This window comes from Nocardia sp. NRRL WC-3656 (assembly GCF_000720265.1).
Lineage (GTDB): Bacteria > Actinomycetota > Actinomycetes > Mycobacteriales > Mycobacteriaceae > Nocardia > Nocardia nova.
Genome location: NZ_JOJF01000017.1, coordinates 1 through 21030, shown reverse-complemented (window position 1 = coordinate 21030; position 21030 = coordinate 1). Strand labels below are relative to the sequence as shown.

The 21030-nt window shown below is 66.8% G+C and carries 22 protein-coding genes and 1 tRNA gene; 12 read left to right on the top strand and 11 right to left on the bottom strand.

Translation table 11 applies throughout. The features are described 5' to 3' along the window. Positions 1–13: 13 nt before the first annotated feature. Entirely contained in the window at positions 14–1126 is a 1113-nt protein-coding gene (locus tag IG65_RS0121250; protein WP_030516693.1) for an AI-2E family transporter, read from the bottom strand. A 316-nt stretch (positions 1127–1442) separates the two neighbouring features. On the opposite strand from IG65_RS0121250, the gene IG65_RS0121245 reads away from it, so the two are divergent. Further along, positions 1443–4004, top strand: coding sequence for a LuxR C-terminal-related transcriptional regulator (locus tag IG65_RS0121245; RefSeq protein WP_030516692.1), 2562 nt, complete (start codon positions 1443–1445; stop codon positions 4002–4004). Here the strand turns inward: IG65_RS0121245 and IG65_RS39220 are convergent. From IG65_RS39220 to IG65_RS0121220, 7 genes are all read right to left on the bottom strand, one after another. Continuing rightward, entirely contained in the window at positions 3938–4675 is a 738-nt protein-coding gene (locus IG65_RS39220; protein ID WP_063833697.1) for an alpha/beta fold hydrolase, read from the bottom strand. The genes IG65_RS0121245 and IG65_RS39220 overlap by 67 nt on opposite strands. Next, complete coding sequence (locus tag IG65_RS39215; RefSeq protein WP_063833696.1) at positions 4666–5058, bottom strand: hypothetical protein; 393 nt, start codon at positions 5056–5058, stop codon at positions 4666–4668. The genes IG65_RS39220 and IG65_RS39215 overlap by 10 nt, the downstream gene beginning before the upstream one ends. Positions 5059–5216: 158 nt before the next feature. Continuing rightward, positions 5217–5573, bottom strand: a complete 357-nt coding sequence (locus tag IG65_RS39210; RefSeq protein ID WP_231509330.1) for a hypothetical protein — start codon at positions 5571–5573, stop codon at positions 5217–5219. Beyond that, positions 5513–6652, bottom strand: a complete 1140-nt coding sequence (locus IG65_RS34965) for an FAD-dependent monooxygenase (RefSeq protein WP_231509328.1) — start codon at positions 6650–6652, stop codon at positions 5513–5515. The genes IG65_RS39210 and IG65_RS34965 overlap by 61 nt, the downstream gene beginning before the upstream one ends. 66 nt (positions 6653–6718) lie before the next feature. Then, entirely contained in the window at positions 6719–7783 is a 1065-nt protein-coding gene (locus IG65_RS0121230; RefSeq protein ID WP_030516691.1) for a lipocalin-like domain-containing protein, read from the bottom strand. Continuing rightward, positions 7780–9036, bottom strand: a complete 1257-nt coding sequence (locus IG65_RS0121225; protein WP_030516690.1) for an oxygenase MpaB family protein — start codon at positions 9034–9036, stop codon at positions 7780–7782. Before IG65_RS0121225 ends, IG65_RS0121230 begins: the two co-directional genes overlap by 4 nt. A 1-nt stretch (position 9037) precedes the next feature. Further along, entirely contained in the window at positions 9038–10831 is a 1794-nt protein-coding gene (locus IG65_RS0121220) for a multicopper oxidase family protein (protein ID WP_030516689.1), read from the bottom strand. 176 nt (positions 10832–11007) lie between these two features. Here IG65_RS0121220 and IG65_RS0121215 point away from each other — a divergent pair, with 176 nt between their 5' ends. After that, entirely contained in the window at positions 11008–11631 is a 624-nt protein-coding gene (locus IG65_RS0121215) for a TetR/AcrR family transcriptional regulator (RefSeq protein WP_036525355.1), read from the top strand. Positions 11632–11653: 22 nt separating this feature from the next. Here the strand turns inward: IG65_RS0121215 and IG65_RS0121210 are convergent. Further along, positions 11654–11726 (bottom strand) — tRNA-Ala (locus IG65_RS0121210). Between the two features lie 15 nt (positions 11727–11741). Further along, on the bottom strand, positions 11742–11849 hold the full coding sequence (locus tag IG65_RS39205) for a DLW-39 family protein (RefSeq protein ID WP_218018595.1): 108 nt from the start codon (positions 11847–11849) through the stop codon (positions 11742–11744). A 653-nt stretch (positions 11850–12502) separates the two neighbouring features. On the opposite strand from IG65_RS39205, the gene IG65_RS37885 reads away from it, so the two are divergent. Then, positions 12503–13114: a hypothetical protein gene (locus tag IG65_RS37885; RefSeq protein ID WP_156055714.1), complete on the top strand. Its 612-nt coding sequence runs from the start codon at positions 12503–12505 to the stop codon at positions 13112–13114. 108 nt (positions 13115–13222) lie between these two features. On the opposite strand, the gene IG65_RS37880 is transcribed toward IG65_RS37885, so the two are convergent. Next, positions 13223–13708 (bottom strand): hypothetical protein, encoded by a 486-nt coding sequence (locus tag IG65_RS37880; protein ID WP_156055713.1) that lies wholly within the window; start codon positions 13706–13708, stop codon positions 13223–13225. A 263-nt stretch (positions 13709–13971) separates the two neighbouring features. On the opposite strand from IG65_RS37880, the gene IG65_RS0121190 reads away from it, so the two are divergent. From IG65_RS0121190 to IG65_RS0121150, 9 genes are all read left to right on the top strand, one after another. Then, entirely contained in the window at positions 13972–14472 is a 501-nt protein-coding gene (locus IG65_RS0121190) for a hypothetical protein (RefSeq protein WP_156055712.1), read from the top strand. A gap of 704 nt (positions 14473–15176) precedes the next feature. Beyond that, the gene (locus IG65_RS39200) at positions 15177–15347 is read left to right on the top strand and encodes a hypothetical protein (protein WP_231509326.1); all 171 of its coding nucleotides are present in this window, start codon (positions 15177–15179) and stop codon (positions 15345–15347) included. Continuing rightward, complete coding sequence (locus IG65_RS34960) at positions 15335–16090, top strand: class II glutamine amidotransferase (RefSeq protein ID WP_051756593.1); 756 nt, start codon at positions 15335–15337, stop codon at positions 16088–16090. Before IG65_RS39200 ends, IG65_RS34960 begins: the two co-directional genes overlap by 13 nt. A 134-nt stretch (positions 16091–16224) precedes the next feature. Continuing rightward, on the top strand, positions 16225–17442 hold the full coding sequence (locus tag IG65_RS39195) for a hypothetical protein (RefSeq protein ID WP_030516685.1): 1218 nt from the start codon (positions 16225–16227) through the stop codon (positions 17440–17442). Beyond that, positions 17430–18188 carry a class II glutamine amidotransferase gene (locus IG65_RS0121170; RefSeq protein ID WP_030516684.1) on the top strand — a complete coding sequence of 253 codons (759 nt, stop codon included), beginning with the start codon at positions 17430–17432 and terminating at the stop codon, positions 18186–18188. The genes IG65_RS39195 and IG65_RS0121170 overlap by 13 nt, the downstream gene beginning before the upstream one ends. Before the next feature lie 51 nt (positions 18189–18239). After that, complete coding sequence (locus IG65_RS0121165; protein ID WP_030516683.1) at positions 18240–18500, top strand: hypothetical protein; 261 nt, start codon at positions 18240–18242, stop codon at positions 18498–18500. A 94-nt stretch (positions 18501–18594) separates the two neighbouring features. Then, positions 18595–19272, top strand: coding sequence for a hypothetical protein (locus IG65_RS36020; protein ID WP_051756591.1), 678 nt, complete (start codon positions 18595–18597; stop codon positions 19270–19272). Beyond that, complete coding sequence (locus IG65_RS0121155) at positions 19269–20033, top strand: DUF2786 domain-containing protein (RefSeq protein WP_030516681.1); 765 nt, start codon at positions 19269–19271, stop codon at positions 20031–20033. The genes IG65_RS36020 and IG65_RS0121155 overlap by 4 nt, the downstream gene beginning before the upstream one ends. Continuing rightward, a complete protein-coding gene (locus tag IG65_RS0121150) occupies positions 20030–20527 on the top strand; it encodes a TIGR04338 family metallohydrolase (RefSeq protein ID WP_030516680.1) in 498 nt (165 codons plus the stop codon). Before IG65_RS0121155 ends, IG65_RS0121150 begins: the two co-directional genes overlap by 4 nt. The last annotated feature ends 503 nt before the right edge of the window (positions 20528–21030 follow it).

Sequence of the window (21030 nt, the reverse complement as noted above, 5' to 3'; positions counted from 1 at the left end):
GGGTCGCCGCCGCCTACGGTTCCTCGTCCGGATCGGGCGCCCGGTCCTGGATCAGGACGTTGACCCACCGTGTGGTCGGATCGATATCGAGCAGCAGCGCCTTCATCAGCAGCGTCAGCGGAATCGCCAGCAGCGCACCGAGCGCGCCCAGGACCCACGACCAGAAAACCAGCGACAGGAACGTCACGGTCACGCTGAGGCCGACGGCATCTCCCACGAATTTGGGCTGGATGATCGACTGAATCACGAAATTGATCACCGAATAGACGACGATCACCCACAGCATCAGCATCGGACCGCTGTCGAGCAGCGCCAGCAGCGCCGGCGGAATCAGGCCGATGACGAAGCCGATATTCGGAATGTAGTTGGTGATGAAGGAGAGCAGCGCCCACAGCACCGGAAGCGGCACGCCCATCAACCACAGGGCGCCGCCGTCGAAGATGGCGACGATCAAGCCGAAGACCGTGGAAACCACCAGATATTTCCGGGTGCCGATGGCGAATACACCCAGCGCATAAGCGATTTCGGGTCGCGTCTTGGCCACCACCGCCAATTTTCGATCGATCATCATGCCGTCGATCGCCATGAACAGCAGCAGTGCCAGAACGAAAAACAGATTCGAGAAGATCCCGAGCGCGTTGCTCAGTGCGACCGACAGCAGATCGACGACCTTGCCCACATCCAGACCGTTGAGGGCGTTGTGGATCTGCTCGGTGTCCACCCCGAAATCGGCGAGCGTACCCCGCACACCGTTGAGCATGTCGTCGAGTTTGTCGGAGTATTTCGGTAGTTCGGACGCCAATTGCGCGACCGAGAGCACCAGCGCCCCGATCAGTACGAGCAGAATCAGAACGACCAGGAACAGGGCCGCCACCATCCCGATCCACGGCCGCCAGCCGCGCCGTTGCACCCAGGTCTGCACCGGCTGAACGGCCATGGTCAGCATCAGCGCCAGGAAGGTGGGACCGAGCACGCCGGCGAACGCCTTCATACCCATGACGGCCACCACGGCCCCGGCGACCGAAAGCATCACGATCAGACCGCGCGGTAGCGACCATGTCGCTCCGGACGCGGGCGGCGGAGCTTTTCGCTCGGCCCGCGCGGGCCGATCTCGTCGCAATTGCATCGGAATTACCTCGCCGCCGCAGACCGGTGTGTCGATTCTCCGACCGACACTACGGCTCCGACCGGCCGGTTACGTCCTGCGCCACGGCCGAATTCGACGGCCCGAGACCGATTCGAAATCATGATGGGACGCACATTTTGACCGAATTCAGCAAATGATTAGTGTACGTTTCAGTTTGGAGAAAGCAGGCTTCACCGACACCGCCTTCGGCGAAGGCACAGCTCCGGGAGGCGCTTTGGACGCTTCGCCCAGAACAACGCGATCGCTAGCCGATAGCTCGAACGTTGCCGCCATTCGTAGTGGCCTCCAACTCGGCGTGCCGGAACTCTCCTTCGTACCGCTGTCGCTTCCCGCTGCCCACGCCCGCATCGACGAGGCGGCGGCGACCGGCGCCGGCCAGACCGTATTGATCTGCGCCCCCGCGGGAACCGGCAAGACCGTCCTGGCCGCCGACTGGGTGGCGCGACTGGCACCCCGGCATTCCGCCTGCCGGGTGGGCTGGCTGACCTTCACCGGCCGCCGCGGTGAGTCGGCCGATCTGTGGCGTGCGATCGCCGGAGTGCTCGACCTACCCGTCGGATCACCCGACCGGGACCCCACCGGCCCCCTCGCCGAACCGGCGACGCTGGTGGACCGGTTGACCGACCGAGCCGAACCGACCGTTCTCGTGCTCGACGACGCCCACCTGCTGACCGACCCCTTGGCCCTCGCGGGTTTGGAATACGTCGTCGAAAACGCACCGCCCACATTGACAACCATCGTCACCGGCCGGTTCGATCCGCCGCTGCGATGGCACGGCCTCGAGCTGAGTGGCAGGCTCACCCGGCTGACGGCGCGCGAACTCGCGCTCGACGACGAACACACCGCGGCCCTGCTCGACCAGCACGACATCCACCTGAACGCGGCCGATATCGCCGGCATTCAGCGGCTGACCTGCGGCTGGGCCGCGCTGGTACGAATAGCCGCGATCTATCTGGCCGCGAATCCGCAGGACCGGCCCACCGCCTTGGCGGCATTGGCCAGCGCACCGCATGCCATCAGCGACTTCCTCGTCGGCGAGCTGCTGGGGGCGTTGCCGGACGATGCGCTGCACTTCCTGCTCGCCACCGCGGTGCCCGAGGAGTTCAGTGTCGCGCTGGCCACGGAGCTGGTCGGCGAATCCGCCCCGGCCACGCTGGAATATCTGCTGCGCAACAATCTGCCGGTCACCTGCGTCGCCCGCCACGGCGAACTGTGGCACAGCTACCACCCCATGCTGCGCGCCTATCTGCTCGCCGAAGCCGCACGCTCGCTTCCGGACCGGCTGCAGCGCATTCACCGCAGCTGTTCGAAGTGGTTCATCGATGCCCGGATGCCTTCCGCCGCACTGCATCACGTCCTCGCCGTGCCGGGACATCCACAGCTGTCGCGGTTCATCCGCGAACACGGCCCGAGGTTGGTGTTCGGCGGGGACGGGCCGTCCTTCTTCGCCCGATTGGACGACGTCGGCGAACTCGCCGACGATCAATTCGTCCAACTGCTGCGCATCGCCGAGGCCGTGGGCCGCGGAGACGTGGCGGCCTGCACGGCCTACCTGGATCGCCTCGAAGCAGAACCCTGTTCGGCGTCCGCACTGGTGCCCGCGTCCTGGCTGACCGCGCTGCGCTGCGCCGTGGCCGCCGATGTCGCGGTGCTGACGGGCGCCGAACCCGCCGCTCCCGATCCGGCGACGCCCACTCCGACCGGGCATGCCGAACTGGACTGCTACATCATCCTGCAGCTGGCCAACGCGCACCTGCACCGCGGCGATGTCGCGCGCGCGGAATCGGGGCTGTGGCAGGCGCTCGCGCTGGCCGAACATGCCGGACTGGGTCGCTTCGTCGTGCCGGCGGCGACGCGACTGGCGTTGTGCGGCGGTATCGGCGGCCATCTCACAGTGATGTGCAAGCGGGCCGAACATGCCGTGGCGCTCGCCGAGAAATACGGACTGCGAACACATTCCGCGATGACGCATGCACAGGCGATGATCGCGTACACCCGCTATCTGCAGGGCGATCCGATCGATGTGCACGGCCAGCTACCGCCCGCCACGACGAGCGGCCTCTCTCCCGCGCCGGCCGCCGACCGTCAGGCGCAGGCGATTCTGCGGCTGATCGAATTCGATTCCGCCACAGATCGTTTCCTGGCTGCCGATACGCTGCGGATTCAACTGCTCGACATGTTCGCCGAACCGACACCGGCGCGCTCCTCGGGCAATCTGGTCCTGCATACGGTCCTCGCCCTGCTGCGGATCCAATCCCGCGTCGGCGCACAGACTCTGGTCGAGCGAGCGGTCGCGGTACTGGGCCATATGCCCGAGGTCGTGCTGGCCCAGGCATGCCTGTCGGAGTATGCGCAGACCTCGTCGACGACACTCGAACTGCTCCAGCCACTGCTGCGCCGGACCGACGGACTGCCCCCGCTCACCGCCGTCACGGCCTGGCTCCTGTACGCCTCCGCGTCCGCCCATCTGGACCGCCCGGTCAAGGCCTACGAGGCGGTGGCGCAGGCGCTGACTCACGCCGCCGACGACCGGATCGTGCGCCCGTTCCTGGAGGTGCCGGGAACCGTTGCGTTACTGGACGGTTCGGTCGGCCGCTTCGGTCACCACGACCGGCTGGTCGATCTGATCCGGTCTCACCCGTCGGCCCGCGGCGCGGCGCACATTCCAGGATTGACCGAAACCGAGATGTCGGTGTTGCGCCAGCTGCCGTCCGGGATGACGACGCTCAATATCGCCGAGGGCATGGGCGTTTCGATCAACACCGTCAAAACACACCTGCGCGGAATCTATCACAAACTGGGCAGCGGTTCCCGGGCCGAGGCCATCGCGCGGGCGCGCGAGCTCGGTTTGATCTGATCGGAATCTCCGGATTCGCCGAGGAATTCGCCGATCGCGGGCCAGGTCGAGCCGGCCGCGTCGGGACCCACCATCAGGCCCAGATGTCCGCCGGTCACCTCCGCGAATCGCACGTCGGCGGCACCGGTGAGCAGCTCGACTCCGCGGCGGGTGGAACGGGCGGGCACGAGCATATCGGTGCGGCTGCCGATCAGCAGGACCCGGCAGGTCAGTTTCGACAGATCCACGACGAGATCCGAGCGCAGTCGAATCACGCCGTCCGCCAGCTCGTTTCGCAACACCAGACTGCGATAGATCTGCCACAGCGAACGGCCGGGATAACCGGGCATCGTCGCCATGAAGCGGTCGACCGCTTCCATCCGGGCCAGCGCTTCGGTATCCGCGGCATGCCGCGCGATGAACAACGGACGGGTCAGCTCCCGATCGAAGGCCTGTAACCGGAACCCGAGCCGGACCAGCTCGCGCGGCGCCCCGCCGAGCAACCGGGTCGCCAGGGCGACGCCGCGTCCACCGGTCAGTCTCCCCGCCATCCGGACCGGTACCAGAAACGGCGTGTGGCGCTGGTCGAAGGGCGTGGCCAGGCCGGTGACCGATGCGATCGGCAGATCCGCGTGTGCCGCCGCGGCGATCATCGCGAGCGCGCCGCCCAGCGACCAGCCGATCACGTCCACGGGTCGCCCGTGTTCGGCGGCGACCGGCGCACCGCCTCCGGCACGATGCCGTGGGTCCAGTGCTCGAGGCCGAGATCCCGGTCGCCGTAATCGAAATCGCCGTAGTCGACCACGTACGGCTGCTTGCCGATGCCGAGCAGATAGCGCACGAGACTCTGGCCGTCGCGCAGGTCGAAGCAAGCCGGCGTGACCGCGAGCGGCGGCACCAGCAGCACCGGATTCCCGGTGCCGGGTTCGTCGCGGTCGTACCGCAGCAGTCGATTGTGCGGCTGTTCGCTGATCGGCGTGGACGGCGCCGGCCGGTAGGGCTCGATTCCGTCGCCGAACGACACCGCCCAGATATTGCGCGCCGCGCGCGGCAGGTCCGCAACGATCGCGACCACGGACTGTTCCTTCCACTCCCGGCCGCGAGTCCCGCAGCACGCGCCGGACCACCGGCGCCTCGACGAACGATAGCGTTGCGATCGTAGGCAAGCAGCACATCTGCCCGCTACGCGCAGTTACATATAACACGTCCGAACGAGCCGATGAGAAATCGCGCTCACCGGCCGAACCAGCGAGTCAGCGCGGTCGCCAAACCTTCGGTGCCGTCGGTGGCGGCCCAGGCGACGTAGCCGTCCGGACGGACGAGCACGCCGGCCGCATCGCGGGAGCCGGACCCGTCCGAGGCGTCCAACGGCTTCGCCGTGACGATCCGGATCCGGTCCTGCCACGGCGCCGCCGCGGCGCGCAGCTGCGCGGAGTCGGCGAAATCGAACAGCACACCCTGACCGTTGGTGAAGTGCTCGGCCACGCGGGTCCCGTCGGACAGATCCCGATCGGGAGCGATGGTGCCGATCAGCTCGTGGTCGCCGCCCAGGTGATAGCGGTGCAGCACACCGGAGATCCGCTTGAACACGGTGGTCGCGCCGTGCTGCGCCGGTCCAGTCGCATGAGCGCGACCTGCGCCCGGGTCCATTCCAGCACCCAGGCGCCGATCGGATACCGCTCATCGCCGATTCCGAGATTCAGGCCCTGTCCGCCGAACGGTGAATGCACATGCGCCGCATCACCGGCGAGCAACACACGGCCCTTGCGGTAGTCCGGCACCTGACGGGTGTTGTCGGTGAACCGGGTGGCCGAATGCACCGCCGAGACCCGCACGGGCACCCCGGAAACGCGGCGCAGGCTCGCCTCCAGTTCGGCGGCCGTGATCGGCGCGTCGCGATCGATCGGCGGTCCGTCGAGTTCCACGGTCAGGAAGCGGCCGGGAGTCGGCCCGTAGACGTATATGCCGTGCTCGGTGTCGTGCCAACCGGATTGCAGCCCTTCGGTTTCCGACATCTCGACCACCGCCTGCCGTCCGGTGATCTCCGGCCCGATGCCCGGGAAGTCGAAGCCGGCGAGTTTGCGGACGGTACTGCGTCCACCGTCGCAACCCACCAACCACGAGGCACGTATCTCCTCGCCGCCACAGCTCCCGGCACTACCGCCCTGGGCGGCCCGGCAGCGCACGGTCACGCCGTCGCCGTGGTCGGTCAGATCGGTCACTTCCACGCCCCGGCGTACCACCACGCCGAGTTCCGCGGCGCGCACACCGAGAATCTCCTCGATGCCCTGCTGGCTCACCAGGACGGCCCGGCCCGCGGGCCCCACCCCGGCGAACGCCGGGTCTTCGGCGTCGATCAGGTCGAACGACAACATGATTCCGGCGAAATGTCCCGCGATCGGCGGCCGGTTCGCGGCCACCCTCCGGACGTGGAACGCCTTCATCCGCTCGATCGCCGCGTGCTGATGCGCCAGCAACTCGGGCAACAGTCCGCGCCGATCGAAGGCCTGAGCCGTCGGCACATTGATCGCGCCGGCCTTGATGGTCCGATCGATCTCCGTCAACCGCTCCACGACCAGCACCTCCACCCCGGCCAGCCGCAATTCACAGGCCAGCATCAGTCCGACCGGGCCCGCGCCGGCGACCACCACATCGAATGTCTCGCTCATGACATCGACCCTGCCGCCGACCGCTTGCAGCGCCCTTGCACCGCGGATGCGCGAACCGCGCAAGTCTCAGGTGAGCGCCACCAATTCGTGCAAGGTGGTGCCGGTGCGGCGGACCGGTTCCGCACCGCCGAGCACGGTCAGTTCGAAGGTGGATTCGAATCGGAAATAGCCCGGATGTCCGATCAACTTGTGCGCCAGCGGTTTCAGCAGCCGGGTGCCCACCAGCGGAATATCGTCGAGGAGATCGTGGGCGTGAATCACCCGATCCACGGTCAGCCGCAATTCGACCCGATCGGGTACGCGCAGTTCGATCCACTCCGGATAGCCGCGCCCGGCGGTCGCGTCGAAACGCGCTGGTCCCTCGCGCAGCGTCGTTTCGCCGGTCGAGAGAACGATGCGGTCGTGGTGGGCCAGCATGAGCGGCGCGATCTCGTGCGCGCCGCGTCGCTGCTGGGTCAGCACGTCGGCGAACAGCAGCGAATAGTCCTCGACATACAGCCGCCCCCAGTGCCAGCGCTCGATGATCTTGCGCATATCGCCGACACCCCAGTTGTGATCGGCGTACCCGCGACCGGTGACGGACCGCTCGACGCCGCCGATGGTCACGGTGCCGCTCACCCGTGCGCGCGGCGCGCCGACAACCCAGCCGAAGGAATCACCGCCGCCGAAATGCGTCTCCCCCTTACCGGGCATCCAGCTCGGCAGTTCGTTGTCGAAGCGCAGATCGAAAACCAAACCGTCCTCGGCCAGTCTGAGGTGATGCGTCGGCAATCCGTCGGGCCGGAATTCGGTGTAGGCCCGGTTGTCTCCGATCCGCACATCACACGACTGCGTGTCGAACGACGCCTGATTGCGGGGATATTTCCGCGAGACCTGCCGACGGGTGCCGTCCGGTTCGTAGACCATCAGCTCGACCCAGGGACGCGCGTGCGGGAAATCCTCCGGGCGGCGTTTGGTGAGGAATCCGACGACGGTATGCCCGCTGTCGAGATGTGCGTCGAAATACCAGTGCTCGAAGGCGAGCGAACTCGCCGCGGGATGCAGTGCGTTGTGGCGCGGTTCGACCGTGGTGAGTTCACCGTCCCGGCGGCCGGGACCGTTCCACGCCTCCACAATGGCTGTGTCGTTCATCGCCGCAACGCTCCGCTCGCATCGAATTCCGCTTCTCTGCCCTGCATTTGGGCCCGGTACCAGTTCTCCCGGTGCCGCACCATCACCTTCTCGTGCACCCGCCCGACCGGCGGTATCCGGCGCACGAATTCCATCGCGGTGATAAGCGGAAACCGCAGCACCGGAATCAGCAACCAGGGAAAGGCCGGGGGCATACGGTATTTGCGCCGCGTGCCGGGCGCCATGTACATCGCCGAATACACGGAGTTGATGCGGTAGTTGTAGGCGGCGCGCAGCCGGCTCACGCCGCGGTGTTCGGGGCGGGGAGCGAACGCGGCGGGATAGGACTCGATCAATTCCGCTCCGTGCGCACCGGCGTCGTAGGAACGCGAGGCGATGGTCATCGCCAGCACCCGCAGCGAGTCGACCACGGTTTCCGGATGCCACTGCAACCGCACGCCCAGCAGATATCCCATGTACTTCTGAAAGTGCAGCAGCGCACGGATTTCCGACGGCGTTGTCTGATATCCCAGCGCCCACAGCCCGAGGCCGGGTGTCACACTGCCCGCGATCAGGGTCAGCAACTGATAGGTCTGGCTGATCGGCAGCCCCCACTTGTCGATATCCCATTCGGGATGGCCGGCCACCCGCGCCCGCACCGACACATGCATCACGCGGACCTTCAGCGCGGTGGCGCGCCCGGTCGACCCCGGGGTGAGCAGCGCATTCGGCTGCGAGACGTCCATCCAGAATCGGCAGGTCTCCAAATACCTGCGCAGCGCACTGTTTCCGGCATATCCGCCCGCCAGCGACAGCGGAGTCGCGACCGCCGATTCGGTGTACATCTCCAGTGTTTCCGCACCCGCGAAGCTGAACAGCATGGTGCCCCAGCGCCGCCAGATGGCCGCACCCTGTTCGACCAATTCGGGACGCACCCACTCGGGCACGGTGTCGAATTCGGCGAACAGTTCGCGCATCGAATCCGGCGCCTCGGGAACGGCATCGATTCCCTCGGCCAAGGCCCGGTCCAGCAGTGCGCGGCCCTCTGCCGAACCACCAGGCCCGTGCATCACCTCGGCGACGAATCGTTCGGCGACCGGATCACCGGCGAACAGATCCTCGGTGAGAGCCCGGGCCTGCTCGTCGGTGGGAAAGAGTTCGGCCCCGGTCACTTTCCGCACGATCGCTTCCAAGCGCTGGACGGCGGGCTGCTGCTTCGCCTCCCAATACCGGAAAGCGCTGGGGCATTTCAGGGTTCGTATCTGTGTCGTCATTTCACCGCACCGTTCGGAATCGCAGCATCATGTCGTGGTCCTCGTGATCGAGCAGATGGCAGTGCCAGACGAAGCCGCGCAGATCCGAATCCCGATGCGCGGCATGCTCCGCCGAATGCGCCGCACCCGGCATGGGCGCGGTGAGTCCGGTAAAGGGCGCGTCCGGATCGAATCCGAGTTCGTCGGCGGTCGGAAAGCGCACCACGATCCGGGTGACGGTGCCGCCGTCGACTCGCACCACATCCTTGCGGCCGCTCTCCCACGGCGCCGGCGGCTGCGGCGGCCCGGCCAGGAAGCCCTCCGGATCGGGAGCCCACCGGGTGCCGATCGCCGGTTGGGGATGAGCGAGTTGGTAATCCACAGTGCGCAGCGGCGTACGGCTCAGGATGCGGAAATCCACCAGGTGGATGTGGATGGGATGGGGATCGGGCGTGATGTTGACGATGTTCCACACCTCGGTCGTGCCCTGCCGCGGCATTTCGATATCCGTATCCGAATAGCGCAGGTTGTTCAACGACATGATCGCGGGCGGCATCCGCAGTTCGTACGGCTGGCTGACCGTGAGGGTCCGCGACAGAGTCGGCACCGGCACCGGCGGCAGCAGCGCGGGCTGTCGCGATCCACCGCGCAGCGTCTGCGGGACCGGCCCGCGCAACCCCGTGCGATCCTCGGCGCGAAAGCGGCAGAACACCGGCATCGCGACCTCGCCCAGGATCGACGCCTGGAACACCGGTGGTTCGTCGTTGCACAGTTCGACCGTCTCCCCCGGCGCGAGATCGGCGAAATCCACCAGGAGATCCACCCGTTCGGCCGGAGCGAGTCGCAGATTGCGCACCGGCACCGGCGCATCCAGCAGTCCGTGGTCGTTTCCGATCACCCAGAACCGCATCCGATTGCCGAAGAACAGATTCCACGTACTGAACGAGGCGGCATTGATCGCACGGAACCGATACAGCCCGCGCGCGACCGGCAGCTGTGGCCACACCACCCCGTTCACCACTCCGACGTCGCCGACGGCACCGCCTTCCCACGAACCCGGTGACACCACCGCGGTCGAGCGCAGACTCTGGCGGCCGTCGGGGGCGAACAACTTCTCCTGCAGCACCAGGGGTATTTCGAACTCCCCCGCCGGCAGTCCGAGCGGATTGTCCGGAGCTCCCGTGTCGAATTCGTCGCGCAGCAGCATCATGCCCGTCAATCCGGCGTAGACATTCGCCCGCGTGATCCCCATCGCGTGGTCGTGGTACCAGAGGTGACCGGCCGACTGCCGCAGCGGGAAGTCGTGATCGAGGTGCTGTCCCGGCATGACCAGTTGTTCCGGGTGCCCGTCACTGGCGGGCGGAGTCACTCCGCCGTGCAGATGCAGCGAGGCGGGAACCGTGGTCCGGTAGCTCTCCGGCACCCCGTGCAGGGTGGTGTCGATATCGGCCGCGAACGGATGAGCGCCGAGCCGGTTGTGGAACCGGACGGTCAGCGGTCGGCCGGCCTCGTGTTCGACGGTCGGGCCCAGATAGGTCTGATCGTTGTATCCGAAGGCGGGCACCGCGGGCATATCGCGGTGAAAACGATGGCTGGTGGTGGTCGCGACGAGGTCCAGGTGACTGCCGATGACGACGGGCGGCCGCGGGAGTTCGTCCACGAACGGCCGCATCGGGGGCGAGTGGAACAACAGCGGGCTCTCGAATCCGCCCGGCGCGGGATCGGCCGTGGCTGTCGCCGCGCGCCCGGCCACCGCGGCCGTCAGACCTGCGCCGATACCGCGCAGCATCGCACGGCGGCCGATCGGTCGATACATCCCTCGCACCTTCCGAGGTGACATCGATCGTCACCCGTCGCAGCGACCATACCATTGAGTACAGTGGACGGTACTCGTTTGAACGGTGAGAAGGTGGGCCGTGCGCATGTCGAATCCACAGCGGGCCGGCTCCCCTACGATCGGGTTATGGACCTGGGCGACTCGGCGGTGAATGGATGACGGCACCGAAGAAGGCCCCGGTCACGTCCAAGAAGGCGGTCTCCAGAAAAGCGGAGGCACAACATCGCAACCGCCGTCAGACGACGCGGCTGTCGTACGACGACTGGGTGAACGGCGCGCTGGATCTCCTCGCGCGCGAGGGTGTGACCGCGATCCGGATTCCCCGGCTGTGCGAGGAACTGGGTGTCACCAAGGGCAGTTTCTACTGGCATTTCGACGATCTCGAACAATTGATGGCCGCGATGGCCGACCGGTGGGGCGAAATGCAGAGCGAGGCGGTCCGGGCCCTCGCCGCCTTGGATTCGATTCCGGTCGAGTCCCGCATCGAACAGATGGCGGCCATGCTGGTGGATCCGAAGCACTGGATGGTGGAGGCCTCGGTGCGGGAGTGGTCACGCACCGACGACACCGTGGCGGCGGCGGTCCGGGCGCTGGATCAGCGCATCTTCCGGACCGTGCAGACGGCGATGCTCGATCTGGGGTTCGAGCCGGGACAGGCGCGGCTGCGCGCGGGCGCGATGGTATATCTGGGGATCGGGTTGATCCACGGCCGCGACAATCTGCCGACCCCGACGCCGGAGGAAGTGCAGGCGGTCATCGACCTGCTGGCCCGGCCGTGAATTTGTGGAGCTGTGGGATTTGTGGAGCCTAGGGGAATCGAACCCCTAACCCCTGCCTTGCAAAGGCAGTGCTCTGCCAATTGAGCTAAGGCCCCGGTGAGCGTGGCGGCTCAGCGCGCGGTCACCTCGTGCCACAGATCCGCCTCGCTCCGCTTGCGAACCTTGGTGACGGCGAAGACAACTGCGGCAATGGCACCGATCGTCAGAAGAAGTTTCATGTCGTCCACCCTACTGTGCCGCGACCGCCCCGGCAGCCACGGCTTCCGGCACCGACGAGCGGTACCGGCGGCGCTGAGTGAGGTGGATCGGCGAGACGGAACCGGCGAGAGAGACGGATCGGATCCCCCCGGATCGTGAGAAGAAGAAGTGGAGCCTAGGGGAATCGAACCCCTAACCCCTGCCTCACAAAAGTCGAGCTAAGGCGGCCGATGCAACGTTTCCGCCGGTAGCAACAGGAATTTCACGAGAATTCGCGCAATTTTCCGGCGCAAACGATACCTGTTCCCTGCTGACGCCGTCAACATCCCATCCCTGCTACTGACGGCGTCAGCAGGCCGATCGACCACACGGACAGGTCCCGGTAGGGGCGTCGTATTCGAGAATGCCGACGCTCGGCGCGCGTACTTCACGGACTCATGCAGATGACGAGTAGGCACCCTCTATCAGGGTTGTGTGATGTGCGCCATATTTCTGTCGCAGACGAGGAGGTACATGCCCGATGGGTGACACAACTGTGCGTTTTACCTATCGACATGCTCGGAGTGGAGGTGTTCGATGGACGCAACCATCTCGACACCGGCTACGAGCAGAGACGTTGTTGCGCACCTGCGATCTTCCCGGCGCAGCGGCGGTCGGAGGGAATCGGAACCTCATGAGCGTCGATATATCTTGTCCCTCTTGCGGTTACGACGATTGCGTGCAGAGCGTTCCTGCGATCCGCGCTTCGGGCACCTCGACGGTTTATGGCACCGACTACTACTCCGGTGTCGGTGTGAGTTCGTCGGGTCTGGTGCCGGTCATGGGCTCCTCGCTCGTTGAGCGAACGCAATCCAGTTATCTCGCACAATCACTCGCGCCCGAGCCCGGATTCCGGGGTGCTGGTCGCCTCACCACCCTCGCACTGGTGCTGAGCTTGCCTGCGGTCGGATATTTCGCCGCTGGGGGCGTGCTAATAAGCCGTCCACACCCCGACGTCTCGGCTGCTTCGATTTTGATCGGCGCTTTTGGTTTTGCGCTTTTCCTCGCGCTTCCGTCGTTGCTGATTTTGTGGTTCGCGTTCCGGCGGTTGCGACGCTCGGCCCGGATTCGGCGCGGGGCTCCTGCGGCGTATGCGGTGTGGCGGGCTGGGGTGTACTGCCACCGATGTGGCATGTGCTTTTGGCCCTTCGCGCCCGCCGCCGGGATCCCAGTGCGGCATCCGGTCCCTCCAGGCGGTTTCCAGGGGATCGTCTGGAACGCCGGGGGTTACCTCAACGACGCGTGATCTCTCCCGATACAGGGTCGCAGACCCCCGCCACCGTAGGCCGGTCGGAGCTCGCTTGCGCGATCGTCCGTTCGGCGATCCCCTCGGCGGTCTATCTCTGAACGTCGGTTACGGCGATTGTTCTGCCGATCCCGTAGACCGCCGCGGCTCGTTGAGCGGTGACTCGCTCTCACGATGTGCCGCCTGCACGCCTGGTTCCGGCTTTTCCTGCCCGGCGGCAAGTAGTTGACGCGCGCCCCTGAGGCTGATTTCGAGTAGTTCGGCGATCTCGTCGGTGCTACATCCGTGCTCGTTCATTCGCGCCACGGCCGCAGCCTGCCTGGTGTGGTGTACCGCGATTTCAGCTGTCGCGGTCTGTTCGAGGTGGCGGATCTTGTCGTGCAACGCTGTGATGCGGCGGTCGCGGCGTTGTTCGATCGTTGAAATCGCTTGCCACGCTGACCAATACTGCCGCACGGCGTCGCTGACATTCTGTTCGCGGCGACGTTCGAGCGCGCGGCGGCGATCCATTACTTCCCGCGAATGACGTAGCTGGCCAGCGAGTTTCCCGGCGTCTTGTCCGCGTTTGCTTCTGCTCGTTCGGGGGTCGTTCATGTCGGATCTCCGAAATTCTGGGTGAGATCAACCCGCGCCTCGCAGTTCAACGATACGCCCACCGCCCGCCATCCAGCGGCGCCGCATCCGGCACAACGCTGTCAGAGGCAGCCACATCAGCCGTCAACTCGTGGTCATGTCTCGCTTCCCTTTTCTCTACTGCCCATTGCTGCCGAAAGGAGTCCTTCGTGGCCGAAAGTCAGCTCGACGATGTCGCTGATGTCGCATCGGTGGTGTCTCGGTGTCTGTCCGATCTCGAGCCGGTGTTCGAGCAGATCGACTGGGCCGAAGACGAAATCGCCCGCGCGCAACGACGCCATCCGCGCCACCGCAACACCCTCTACCACTCGTTCGCGCTGTTGATGCCGACCCATGAGCGGATGCGCCAGGAATTCGTGTACCGGTCGCACTGCCGTGAACTGCTCGACCGCGTCGCCGCCGGCCTGTCCCCCGTCCCAGGGACCGCGGCCGAGGTCGCGCTCGCGGTCATGCAGGCCAGCCAGAAAGCACCGCTCAACACGGCCGCATTCGGACTCTACGTGCGCATGTGGATCCAGGCCGGATTCCCTCACGTGGACTCGGTGACCGACTCACACGAGCACTACGAGGCAATCGCCAAATCCCGCATCGACGATCTCGAAGCCGAGACCCGCACCCGCCTGTCCGTGGCCGACCGCGTCCTGCGGGCCATCGAGTGTCCGGGTCGCCACCACGGCCAACCGGCCGATGAGTGTGAATACGCCCGTCCAAGCCTGGCCGCCTGAGCGAAGCTCGAGGGTCCTATCGGGTGCTCCCGTTGCTCCTTGCTTGCCCTGTCCCTGTCTCTGTCCCTGTCCCGCGCCGGTCGACTCCCCCTGTCGGCCGGCCGGCGCGGCGTCCGATACGGAGTTGTGCATCGCGAATGGGACTTGCGTACCGATACCGATGACCTGGTGTGCGCGCGGTGCGCGGGCGCGTTGTTCGCCGCGTGTTTCAGCTGCGGGCGGTTCAGTGCCGACAGCCGTTACATCTCCGGCGGACACCGCGCCTGCCCCCGCTGCGCCAGCCGATCCCGCGCGTGCCCGGAATGCGGCACCCTCGTCCAACCCGGACACCGGTGTGACGCATGCGCCCACCGGGGGAAGGTGTGGAACTACACCTACCGCCCCGACCCCCGCTTCCACGGCACCGGACCGCTCTACCTCGGGCTCGAGTTGGAGATCATCGTCCCCGAACACCGCTTCGACACCTGCGCCGGACTCGCGACCGACCACCTCGGCGACCTCGGATATTTAAAACGGGATTCTTCCATCAGGCCGTCCGGGTTCGAGCTCGTCAGCCATCCCATGGCCTATCGATACGCGATCGACGAGTTTCCCTGGCCGCTGCTCGAACAGCTGCACCGACTCGGATGTGAAGCCGATGCGTCGGTGGGGCTGCATGTACACGCCAGCCGAGCGGGGTTCGACAACCCGGCGCATGTGTATCGATGGCCGCGCTCGCGTTCACCGCTGCCTCCATCGACTACACCCGCGGCCTGCGGGTCGCCGACATCCGCGCCGGCGCCTGGGACTGGGCCCGCTTCGCCACCTGGGTCACCACACGCCCCGACTACCAGCCACTGACCGCGGAAATGGAGAACCTCGAATGTGCCTGCTGACCTACTACCCCGCCGGCGCTGCGATCGACACCCGCGCGCTGCGGTTCGGGGCCGAGGCGAACCCCGACGGTCACGGCTTCGCGATCGTCACCGGCGGGCGCATCATCACCGGGCACGGCACGAACGCCGGCACCGTCATTGCCACCTTCGCCCGCACCCGCGCCGGCCACCCGGCCGGGCCGGCGTTGTTCCACTCCCGCTACGCCACCTGCGGCGCGATCGACCTGTCCAACTGTCACCCCTTCCCACTCGGTGGTGACCATCGAACGATATTGGCGCACAATGGCACTCTGCCCAAACGGGTGCATCCGCGCGCGTATGACCGGCGTTCTGATACCCGGATCGCGGCCGAGGACTACCTGCCGGGCCAGCCGTTCGGGCCGATCGACACCGTGGCCGGGGCGCGGGGGCTGTCGGGGTGGTTGGGGTCGAGCAAGTTGGTGATCTTGACCGTCGACCCGGCCTACGCCCACACCGCCTACCTGTTCGGTGAGCACGCGGGCCAATGGGTGGGCGGGATCTGGTATTCCAATCGCTCCTACCTGCCGCCCGACCAACGGTGGCTGGCCCGGCGGCGGACGGTGTGCGGGTACTGCCTGGACCGCGATCTCGAACGCACCAGCCGCTACTGCCGCGCCTGCGGCTGGTGCTTCGGCTGCCACCATGCCCTCTCCTACTGCGCGTGCCTGCCCACCCAGACCCGGCCTGCTCCCACCGCGGCCCCCACACCCGGCTGGACCTGACCCGACCGCCAGGCCCGCTCGACCCGAGCTGCTTGGCACCGCTTTCCTCTCGCGCCCCGCTTCGCGCCGCTAGCCCGGCCCGCAGCGGGGCGCCGTCGTCTGTCCCCCACTTTCTGGAAGGACGTGAATCCTGTATGCCCGCATCCACGCTCACCGATCGGCGGTGTGAGGACTGTTCACACCCGATCGACGACCACACGACCGTCACCACCGTCGAAGGTGATCATCTGTGCCGCGCGTGCGCCGACCGGCTCGACACCTGCGACGACTGCGCCACCCCCACCAGAGGGCGCCGCTCCACCGTGCGCGGCACCGAAGTGTGCACAGATTGTTCGATCGGCTGGCGTCGGTGCCGCGATTGCGACCGCTTCGACAGCGACCTGATCCGTGTCATCGGCCATGGCGATGTCTGTGACGACTGCGCCGACAGCTACCTGGTCTGCGATGACTGCGGCTCACGCTCCGATGGACTCAACGAGACCGAATCCGGGGCGGATGTGTGCGGGCGCTGCGAGGACGCCGACTACCACCGGTGCGCCGGCTGCGAGATCCTCATCCGCTGCTGGGAAGACTACTGCGACACCTGCGCCAACCAACATCCCGACCACCACGGCATCCACTCCTACAGCTACAAACCCGAACCCGACTTCCACGGCAGCGGACCGCTGTACCTCGGACTGGAACTCGAAATCAAAACCCCCCGAGGCATTTTCGACGACGCCGCCGAACTCGCCATCGACCATCTCGGCGACCTCGGATACCTGAAGGAGGACGGAAGTATCCAGCCGTGCGGATACGAGCTCGTGACGCATCCGATGTCGTATGAGTATGCGTGCCAGCAGTTTCCGTGGTCGCTGCTGAACCGATTGCGGATGCTGGGAGCCTACACCGACACCAGCGTCGGCATCCACGTCCACGTCTCCCGCGCCGGGTTCTCCTCCCCCGCGCACACCTACCGGTGGCTGAAGTTCGTCTACCGCAACGAGTTCCACGTCAAGACGCTGGCGCGGCGTGACTCCGAGGAGTGGGCGATGTTCGATCCGGGTGCCCGCGCTCGCGCCGCTGCCCACGCCAAGGGTGAGACCGGAGGCGCGTTCCGGTACCAAGCGATCAATGTCTGTCCCGAGGACACGTTCGAACTGCGGGTGTTCGCCAGCTCTCTGAGCACGCGGGAGGTGCAGGCCGCGCTCGCCTTCGCCGACGCCTCCGTCGAATACACGCGCACCCTCTTGGCCGCCGATATCGCGCGCCGCCGTGGATGGGAATGGGCGGCGTTCACCGCGTGGCTGGCCGCCCGCCCCGAATACCGCTGCCTGACCGACGAATTGGAGGCCCTCGCGTGTGCATCCTGACCTTCTACAAACCCGGCCAGGACCCCGACCTCGACGCCCTGCACGGCGGCGCGCTGGCCAACCCCCACGGCCACGGGTACGCCATCCACACCGGCGACACCGTCCTCGTCGGCCACGGCATGAACGCCGAACAGGTGATCGCCGAATTCGCCGAACAGCGCAGCACACGTCCCGGCGGCCCGGCGTTGTTCCATTCTCGCTACGCCACCCACGGCGACCGCGACATCAGCAACTGCCACCCCTTCCTCGTCGGCGGCGACCAGCGAACCGTGCTCGCCCACAACGGCGTCCTACCCGACAACGTGCACCCCTCCGCGGGTGACGCCCGCTCGGATACGCGCATCGCGGCCGAAGATTTCCTGCCGACCAACCCGTTCGGGTCGCTGGACAGCTGGGCGGGGCGGGAACGGTTTGAGCACTGGCTCGCCTCCAACAAGGTCGTCATCTTGACCACCGATCCCGCCTACAAACACCCCGCCTACATCTTCAACGAACACCATGGGCACTGGGTCGGCGGCACCTGGTACTCCAACGACAGCTACCTGATACATGAGTGGGCCAGCGCCGACACCGACTACATCGGATTCTGCGAATACTGCGGCGCATTCGAAGACGACCCTTTCGGCCCGCACTGCGGATACTGCGGATACTGCGCCGACTGCGCGCACCCCTTCCCCCGCTGCGCATGCCCGCAATTCGACGGCGCCGACCGCTACGCCGACCTGTTCGGCCTGCAATCCCACTGACCGGTCCCGCCACCGAGCGATGTGCTCTCGGACTCGAAAGGAGTAGCACCCGTGCGCAATTCCACCGCACAACCGTTGAGCCGCGACGAGACCGTCGAGGTCCTGCTCGACGCTCTCGACCCCTACATCGCCTCGACGCGGCATGCACTCGGGGTCGCGCACACGATGGCCACCGTCATCGGCGGTGAGCCACTGAAACTGCTCAACAACGCCATCGCCGACTACCAGACGAGAGAACGGCTCGTACGCACCGCCGGTCGCGCACTGCGCGCACATCCGCCTCCAGGCCCTGGGACGGCTGAGGAGCAGTGATCGTTACGGCCCCGCCGGCGCATGGACCGCCGCCAGCAGCGCCGCTCCAGCTCCCTGCTCCGTTTCCCCTTTTCGATCCGAATGGAGGTACCCGATGCCCGACACTCCCGGCGCCGCCACCCCCGCCCCGGTTCCGCAGCGTCTGGCCGACGCGCCGGTCTCGGCGGGCATGGTCGTGCCCTACATCACGATGACCCACCGCGACCCCGGCAAACCGGTGTGGGGCGCGGTGAACCCGGCGCGGCTGCAACAGATCTGGCTGCACAGCCTGTGTCAAGTGTGCGGTCAGCGCCTCGACGGCCCCTGGGTCGTGGTCTACATCAGGCCGCAGGACTACCTGCGCGGCATCGGCCCAGAACCTGCCCTGCACCCCGAGTGCGGCCTCTACTCGAAACGGACATGTCCCATGCTGGCCGGGCAGACCGATCACTACAACCGCCATCCCAGCCTCCGACGGTGCGGCGACCCGGACTGCACCTGCCGCCTCTGGGTGCCACCGACTCCCGATCCCGGCGAAGGCCGACGTGAAGGCCACCCGGCCGAAGCGTGGTACGAGGCGTGGATCGCGATCGAGGACTACACCCTGATCCGAGCATCCGGCGGCGAACACGGCATGGACAGGTTCGGTGTCGAATTGCGCCCCGCCTCGCGGCTGCGCAAGCTCCGAAAGGTCCGCGACGCCGCCGCCAGCGACGGCGGTGGTCAGCCGCTGGATCTGCTGGCCGCGATCATCGCCACACGCACCCTGTTCACCGGGGACGGTGAGCGATGACGGACTCGGACAAGTTGCTCACACGTATCGGTGCGTTGATGCGCCAGGCCGAGGGCACCGACAACCCGCACGAGGCCGAGGCATTCCTGTCCCGCGCCCAGCAGCTGGCGACCCAGCATTCCATCGACCTGGCCGTGGCGCGCGCCGCTGCCGCCGACCGCGGCCGTGCCCGCCCGATGCCGGGCATGCGGCGCATCGAGATCGGCGCCAAGGGCAGCAAGGGGCTGGCCACCTATGTGGCGTTGTTCGTGGCCATCGCCCACGCCAACGACGTCCGCGTGGACGCCGCCCACAATTCGACCTGGGTGATCGCCTTCGGTCTCGGCGCCGACATCGACACCACCCAACTGCTCTACACCCATCTGCTCGCCCAGATGGTGCGTGGCTCACGCGCCTACCTGCACTCCGCGGCCCACCAACGCCACCCGGTCGCCGGTGTCACCGCGCGCCTGGCCTACCAGCGCGCCTTCGCCGCCCGCGTCGGACAACGCCTGCGCGCCGACCGCAACCAGGCACGCGGCGACGCCCTCGCCACCGACACACCGGCAGCACCGGGCACGGCGTTGGCGTTGCGGGACAAAGACATCGAGCTGCGCGACTACTACACCGCCCACTCGACCGCGAAAGGCACCTGGACTGGTCACCGGCGAGCTATGGGACACGCACCAGCCGCTGCCGACGCCGGTGACCGCGACGGACAACGCGCCCGCCTGCACGACCTCGGCCAGATCGGCGGACCGCGCAAAGGTTTGCCGTCGTGACCGCACGGCCACGCGACGGGCAACGCCGCAAGGTCTACGACGCCGAGCACCGGCTGCGTGTCCTTTTCGATCTCGCCGACCGCACTCCCGGGCGCACCGTCGAACTGTTCGGCTCCCAGATCAGCGTGCCGATCGAAAGACGCATGGGCACAGTCGAATCCGTGAACGCGTACCTCGACGCCGTTCTGGCGTTGCCCTCTATTCGGGTCCGGTACCCGCACGCCGCGGTACCAGTGCGGGTGCGTGCGCGGCGCGGCAGCCGCTACGCACACTACGAGCCCGCCACTGCCACGATCGCGGTCCCGCTCCGCGAGCGTGCCGTGCGAGAACTGCTGGTGCTGCACGAGCTGGCCCACCACCTGCGACCCCGCCCCGCTGGGCACGGCCCCGAGTTCTGCCGCGTGTTCTGCGATGTCCTCGACACCGTCGTCGGCGCCGAAGCTGGATGGCTGATGCGCACTCTGCTCCACGACACAGGAGCCCGCCTCGCCTAGCACCGCGACCTGTGACACGAATATTTCCAATGCGGTCCGCTCACCCGCTGCCGCGACGGGGACGCCGGCGTTTAGGATTCGCGATGGGATCGGGGGATCGAGGGGACACACGGGTGGCTCGCACCATTCCCTTCCCCGATGCAACCCCTTCGTCGTGACGGTGCTCTCACACCGTTGCTGGGACGAAAGGGGGCGAGAACGGGCGTAGTTCCACCCCTCCGGACGCGCCCGTTCTTCCTCACTCCGGCCCCCATGCGGCGGTTCTCGATAAGCCTCTCGCTCGCGAATACCGATGCACTGACCGGTGTGGAGCACAGCATCGAGCCGGTCCGGCTCCCCTCACGGCCGCTGGCCACGTGATGGCTCTCCAGCCGGCGTTGCTCGACTCCATCATCGACTCTTTCCTCAGGAGGAATCTCAATGAGGTTGTCAAGTCCTACTGGTGATTTCCGGGTTTGCTGATGGGGTCAGGTTGCGGGGGCGGGCTGGTAGGTCTTGTGGTC